This window comes from Amycolatopsis sp. CA-128772, from assembly GCF_002904295.1.
Classification (GTDB): Bacteria; Actinomycetota; Actinomycetes; order Mycobacteriales; family Pseudonocardiaceae; genus Amycolatopsis.
The window spans coordinates 1-4637 of record NZ_PPHG01000002.1 but is presented as its reverse complement, the minus strand read 5'-3'; the positions used below and the strand labels follow the sequence as shown (position 1 = coordinate 4637).

Here is a 4637-nt window from a genome sequence, read left to right as displayed (position 1 = left end):
CCGCCGTCGAGGGGGATGGAGGCCCCGGTGATGTGACCGGCGTGCGGCGAGCACAGCCACACCACCAGGGAAGCGACGTCCTCGGGTTCGATGAGCTTCTTGATCGCGGCCCGCTTGAGGAGCACCTCGGCGACGACGTCCTCCCGCGGGATGTCGTGCTCGGCGGCCTGGGCGCCGATCTGCCCGTCGACCAGCGGGGTCCGGACGTACCCGGGGTTCACGCAGTTGCTGGTGACACCGTGTTCGGCACCTTCGAGCGCGGCGACCTTGGAGAGCCCTTCGAGGCCGTGTTTCGCGGCGACGTAGGCGGATTTGAAGGCGGAGGCGCGCAGCCCGTGGACGCTCGACATGTTGACGATCCGGCCCCAGCCCCGGGCGTACATCGCGGGGAGGGTGTGCCGGATGAGGAGGAAGGGAGCGGTCACCATCAGAGACTGGATGTGGGTGAACCGCTCGGGCGGGAAATCCTGGAGCGGCGCGACGTGCTGGACGCCGGCGTTGTTGACCAGAACGTCGACTTCGGCGGGCAGGGCGTCGATGGACGAGGGGTCGCTGAGGTCGGCAACGTGCGCCCAGCCCCCGACCTCGCCGGCGGCGGCTTCGGTGCGTTGCTCGTCGATGTCGACGACGTGCACCTTGGCCCCGGCTGCGGCGAGGGCGCGGACGCAGGCGAGGCCGATGCCGCTCGCACCGCCGGTGACGAGGGCGGTGCGCCCGTCCAGATCGCTGGTCATGGACGGGAACGGTAAGCGTGACGCGGGTCGCCAGCTATGTGCGGGAGGACCACACCTCGGAAAGATCCAGTGTGGCCGGGCGACATACAGTGGCGAGGAGGGCATCCCACGATCGGGTGGAGATTTGGAGGGTGCCGCCGGCGCGGTCCTTGGTGTCGCGGATTTTTGCCGCAGGTCCGAGCGCCACTTCGACGCAGTTGATGTCTTCGGAACAGCGGGAAGTCCGCCACTCACGCATCCGGGCCTCCGAGTTCGGCGATCACCTCCCGGATCAGCGCGCAGCTGTCCTGCTCGCTCAGGGAGAGAGCCGCCGATTTCTTCGCAGCCGACCGGTAATCGGCAACCTGATCCTCAGCGTAGAGGTATCCCGTCGCCTGGTACTGCTCCAGGAACACGATCGGCGGCAGCTGCGGGAAGTCGAGAATCACGAACGGGCCGCCGAGCCCGGGCTGGTAGCTCGAACTCCCGCAGAACACCTGCAAGGTGACGTGCCGCCGACGCGCGAGCTCGAGCATGAAGCGGAGCTGATCGACCATGACCGCCTCACGCTCGTACTGGACATAGATTTCGTTCTTCGAGGTTGTGAGCCAGCTCGACTCGCGGGCGGTGCGAGCGAGCTCCAGCAACCTCGCCCGCTCCCCCGGCTCCACCACCAGGACCCCCATCAGCAGCGCCACCTGCCGGGATCCGCTTCCCGTACTCCCAGTTGGACAGCTCCTGCGCATGCACGCCGATCTTCCGGGCCAGCTGCCGCACGCCGAGGTTGCGCGCTTCCCGGCAGGTGCGCAGCCCGAACCCGAGCGCTCTCGCCCGGGGTGTCGCGAAGGGTGTCGCCATGACCGCATCGTGTCACCGGGGTCCGACCTTCCCGGTCGCCCGCCCGTCCGCTGGTGTCGCGGATCCGCGTCGGTTTCCCTGCTGGTCATGGACCCGGACCACGCACTACTGACCCGTCTTCGCGACCTCGCCGAAACGCTTCCCGGCGACGTCACCTGGCTGACCGGCCCGCCCCTGCGCGCCGACGGCATGCGCGATCTCGGCGAGCGGCTCGCCTGCCTCGGCGCGGACCTGATCACCCGGGCCGGCGTGCTCGACGAGATCGCCGCCGCCCGCCTGCCCGCCCACGGCTGGATCCCCGAATGCGGTTCGGAGCCGCGCCGGCGGGCCGTCCACTACGTCGGGCGCGGTGAGGTACGGCTCGGGCTGATCTACTTCGCCAGCTGCGGCGCGGGCTGCTTCCCCTTCTACGGCAGGGACCCATGGGACAAGACCGCCCGGCACGAGCGGTGCGAGAAGTGCGTCGAAGAGGCGTACCGGCTCATGAGCGTTCCGCCAGCACCGCGAGATAGTGCACGTTCGTCATGACGCCGAGGACGTTGCCGAAGGGGTCGACGACCGACGCCGTCACGAACCCGGGTCCCCGCTCGGTGATCGGCTCGTACTCCTTCGCGCCCAGCTCGAGCAGACGCGCGACCGTCGCTTCGAGGTCGTCGACGTGCCAGAAGACGATCTCGCCGCCGGGGCCGTCCTGGCGGGCGGGGGCGTACTTGCCGTCGATGAGGCCGAGTTCGTGCCGGTAGTCGCCGACCCGCCACTCGGCATACCCCGGGACGGTGAAGTAGGGCTCGATGCCCAGGAACTCCGTGTACCAGGCCTTCGCGGCTTCGTGGTCGTCGGCGTAGAACGAGACGGTGGCCATTCCTCGCAGCATGTCGTGCTCCCTCGCGGTTCGTGTGGAGCCAGCATGCGGAGTAAAAGTACGCATCGAGTGACTACTTTTCCTGCGACACTTCCCCCGTGCGCGCCGACCGCCTCGTGGCCACCCTCCTGCTGATGCAGACGCGCGGCCGCGTCACCGCCGCGGAACTGGCGGCCGAGCTCGAAATCTCCGTGGCGACGGCCCGCCGTGACCTCGAAGCGCTGTCGGCCGCCGGGGTGCCCGTCTACCCCCAGCCGGGCCGCGGTGGCGGCTGGCAGCTGGTCGGCGGCGCCCGCACCGACCTGTCGGGCCTGAGCGCCCGCGAGGCGCAGGCCCTCTTCCTGCTGGCCGGCCCGGCGGCGACCGGCTCCCCGGAGGTCAAGTCCGCGCTGCGGAAGCTGATGGGCGCGCTGCCGGGCACGTTCCGCGCGGAGGCGGAGGCCGCCGCGGACGCGGTCGTCGTCGACCAGGCGGGCTGGGGCGAGCGCCCGAAGGACCGGCCACCGATGGTTTCGCTGCTGCGGGACGCGGTCATCGCCCGCCGCCAGGTGCTCCTGGCGTACGCAGGCCGCGAGCGCTCGGAGCGGCGGGTGGACCCGTGGGGCCTGGTCGACAAGGACGACGTCTGGTACCTGGTCGCCGGCACGGCGAAGGGGCGCCGCACGTTCCGGGTGGACCGCATCCTCGCGGCCACCCCGACCGGCGACCCGGCGGACCGCCCCTCGGACCTGGAGCTGGCGCAGGTGTGGCGGGAGGTCGTCGAGGAGGTCGAAAGACGCCGTTCCCTGCTCAGCGCGCACGTGGTCCTGGACCGGCGGCACTTCGGGGTGCTGCGGGACCGGTTCGGGCGGCACTGCGAGCTGGTCGCCGAACTGCCGGGCGACCGGGTCCGGGCGAGGGTCGCGGCCCCGGCGCCGGTGATGATCGCGCAGGAGCTCGCGGGCTGGGGCGCGCTGGTCGAGGTGGAGGATCCGGCGTCCGTCCGGGCGGAGCTGGCCCGGCTCGGCGCGGAGCTGGTGGCCCGCTACGCGCCCGTCCCCTGACCGCACCCTCGCCAAGCTCGGTGAACGGCGTTCATTCCTCTACAATGGACACCCGGAGGGCCCACTACGAGTGTCCGTTACCCACCGGTATCTGGCCGTTCGGAGTATCCGCGATCACCCGTTTGCTGCTAATGTGACGCCTCCGTGACCTGAACGTGCGTTCGGTGACACTTACGTGAGGGACGAGCGATGCGTGACGATGTGGTCGAGGCGAGCGCCGTGGTCGGGCACACGCCGGACGTGGTGTGGCAGATCGTCGGATCGCCGGAGTGGTACTCGCGGTTCGTGCCGGAGATCAGCTGGTGCGAGATTCAGGAACCGGCCGGGCGCGGGCGTGGCCCGAAGGGCGTCATCCGGATCGTCCCGGAGCGGGGGCCGATGCTCCAGGCGCAGATGCAGGCCGTCGTCTACCGGCCCGGCGAGCACGTCGTGTGGTGTGGGGTCCCCGACGAGGGCACCTGGGTCTCCCTGGAGCTGAGACCCCTCGCCGGTGGGAAGACCGAGCTGTTCGTGCGGATGATGCTGCCGCCGTCGCACCTGGAACTCGTGTCTTCGATCAAGAAGGACGTCCGCGCCCTCGGCCGGCGCCTCGACCTGCACCTGGCCGGGGCGCACGACCCGGGCACCGACGGCGAGACCAACAAGGCCACCAAGCTGCGCACCACGAGCATCCTGCTGCGCGCCGGCGTGCTCAGCGCCGGGCGGCCGGACAAGCTGGCGCGTCAGCTGAACTCCCTCGCGCAGTGGGGCGCCACCGTCGCGGGCGGCTACCAGGCCGCGGCGGCCCGCGTGCCGGACGAGCCCGCCCTGCACGACGAGCGCAGCCTCCGCACCTTCCGCCAGGTCCAGGAGCGCAGCGACCGGCTCGCCAACGCGCTGAGCGAACTCGGCGTCGTCGAGCGCGACCGGATCGCGCTGATGTGCCGCAACCACGCCGCGATGATCGAGTCGTTCGTCGCCGCCAGCAAGCTCGGCGCCGACGTCATCCTGCTGAACACCGGCCTGTCCGCGGCCTCGGTGAAGGACGTGCTCGCCGAGCACCAGCCCTCCGCCGTGCTGGCCGACGACGAGTTCGCGCAGACCATCGCCAACGTGCCCGGCGACTTCGCCCGGATCAGCACCTGGCCGGACGCCGACGCCGGCTACCCGACCGTCGACGAG

At 70.9% G+C, this 4637-nt stretch carries 7 protein-coding genes and 1 pseudogene; 3 read left to right on the top strand and 5 right to left on the bottom strand.

Going from position 1 to position 4637, the window contains the following annotated elements; translation table 11 throughout:
* The 4 genes and pseudogenes from C2L59_RS00370 to C2L59_RS48475 form a co-directional block, all read right to left on the bottom strand.
* The coding region (locus C2L59_RS00370; protein WP_103347489.1) for a 3-hydroxybutyrate dehydrogenase at positions 1 to 734 on the bottom strand (734 nt) is incomplete at its 3' end.
* Positions 735 to 768: 34 nt separating this feature from the next.
* A complete protein-coding gene (locus C2L59_RS00365) occupies positions 769 to 972 on the bottom strand; it encodes a DUF397 domain-containing protein (RefSeq protein ID WP_103347488.1) in 204 nt (67 codons plus the stop codon).
* Positions 965 to 1411 carry a Scr1 family TA system antitoxin-like transcriptional regulator gene (locus C2L59_RS00360; protein WP_233223182.1) on the bottom strand — a complete coding sequence of 149 codons (447 nt, stop codon included), beginning with the start codon at positions 1409 to 1411 and terminating at the stop codon, positions 965 to 967. Before C2L59_RS00360 ends, C2L59_RS00365 begins: the two co-directional genes overlap by 8 nt.
* A gap of 52 nt (positions 1412 to 1463) precedes the next feature.
* Positions 1464 to 1571 (bottom strand): annotated as a pseudogene (locus C2L59_RS48475) (XRE family transcriptional regulator); the annotation flags it as partial.
* A gap of 87 nt (positions 1572 to 1658) precedes the next feature.
* On the opposite strand from C2L59_RS48475, the gene C2L59_RS00355 reads away from it, so the two are divergent.
* Positions 1659 to 2099 (top strand): hypothetical protein, encoded by a 441-nt coding sequence (locus C2L59_RS00355; protein ID WP_103347487.1) that lies wholly within the window; start codon positions 1659 to 1661, stop codon positions 2097 to 2099.
* Here C2L59_RS00355 and C2L59_RS00350 read toward each other — a convergent pair.
* Entirely contained in the window at positions 2053 to 2445 is a 393-nt protein-coding gene (locus C2L59_RS00350; protein WP_103347486.1) for a VOC family protein, read from the bottom strand. The two genes, C2L59_RS00355 and C2L59_RS00350, sit on opposite strands and share 47 nt — an antisense overlap.
* 86 nt (positions 2446 to 2531) lie before the next feature.
* Between C2L59_RS00350 and C2L59_RS00345 the strand changes: the two genes are divergently transcribed.
* Together C2L59_RS00345 and C2L59_RS00340 are read left to right on the top strand one after the other, a co-directional pair.
* Entirely contained in the window at positions 2532 to 3476 is a 945-nt protein-coding gene (locus tag C2L59_RS00345) for a YafY family protein (RefSeq protein ID WP_103347485.1), read from the top strand.
* 189 nt (positions 3477 to 3665) lie between these two features.
* A partial coding sequence (locus tag C2L59_RS00340) for an AMP-binding protein (RefSeq protein ID WP_146060240.1) occupies positions 3666 to 4637 on the top strand: 972 nt, incomplete at its 3' end.

Bases quoted from the DNA above. Each gene is read 5' to 3' on its own strand.
- C2L59_RS00365 (WP_103347488.1), bottom strand. From the start codon at position 972: ATGCGTGAGTGGCGGACTTCCCGCTGTTCCGAAGACATCAACTGCGTC.
- C2L59_RS00355 (WP_103347487.1), top strand. From the start codon at position 1,659: ATGGACCCGGACCACGCACTACTGACCCGTCTTCGCGACCTCGCCGAA.
- C2L59_RS00350 (WP_103347486.1), bottom strand. From the start codon at position 2,445: ATGCTGCGAGGAATGGCCACCGTCTCGTTCTACGCCGACGACCACGAA.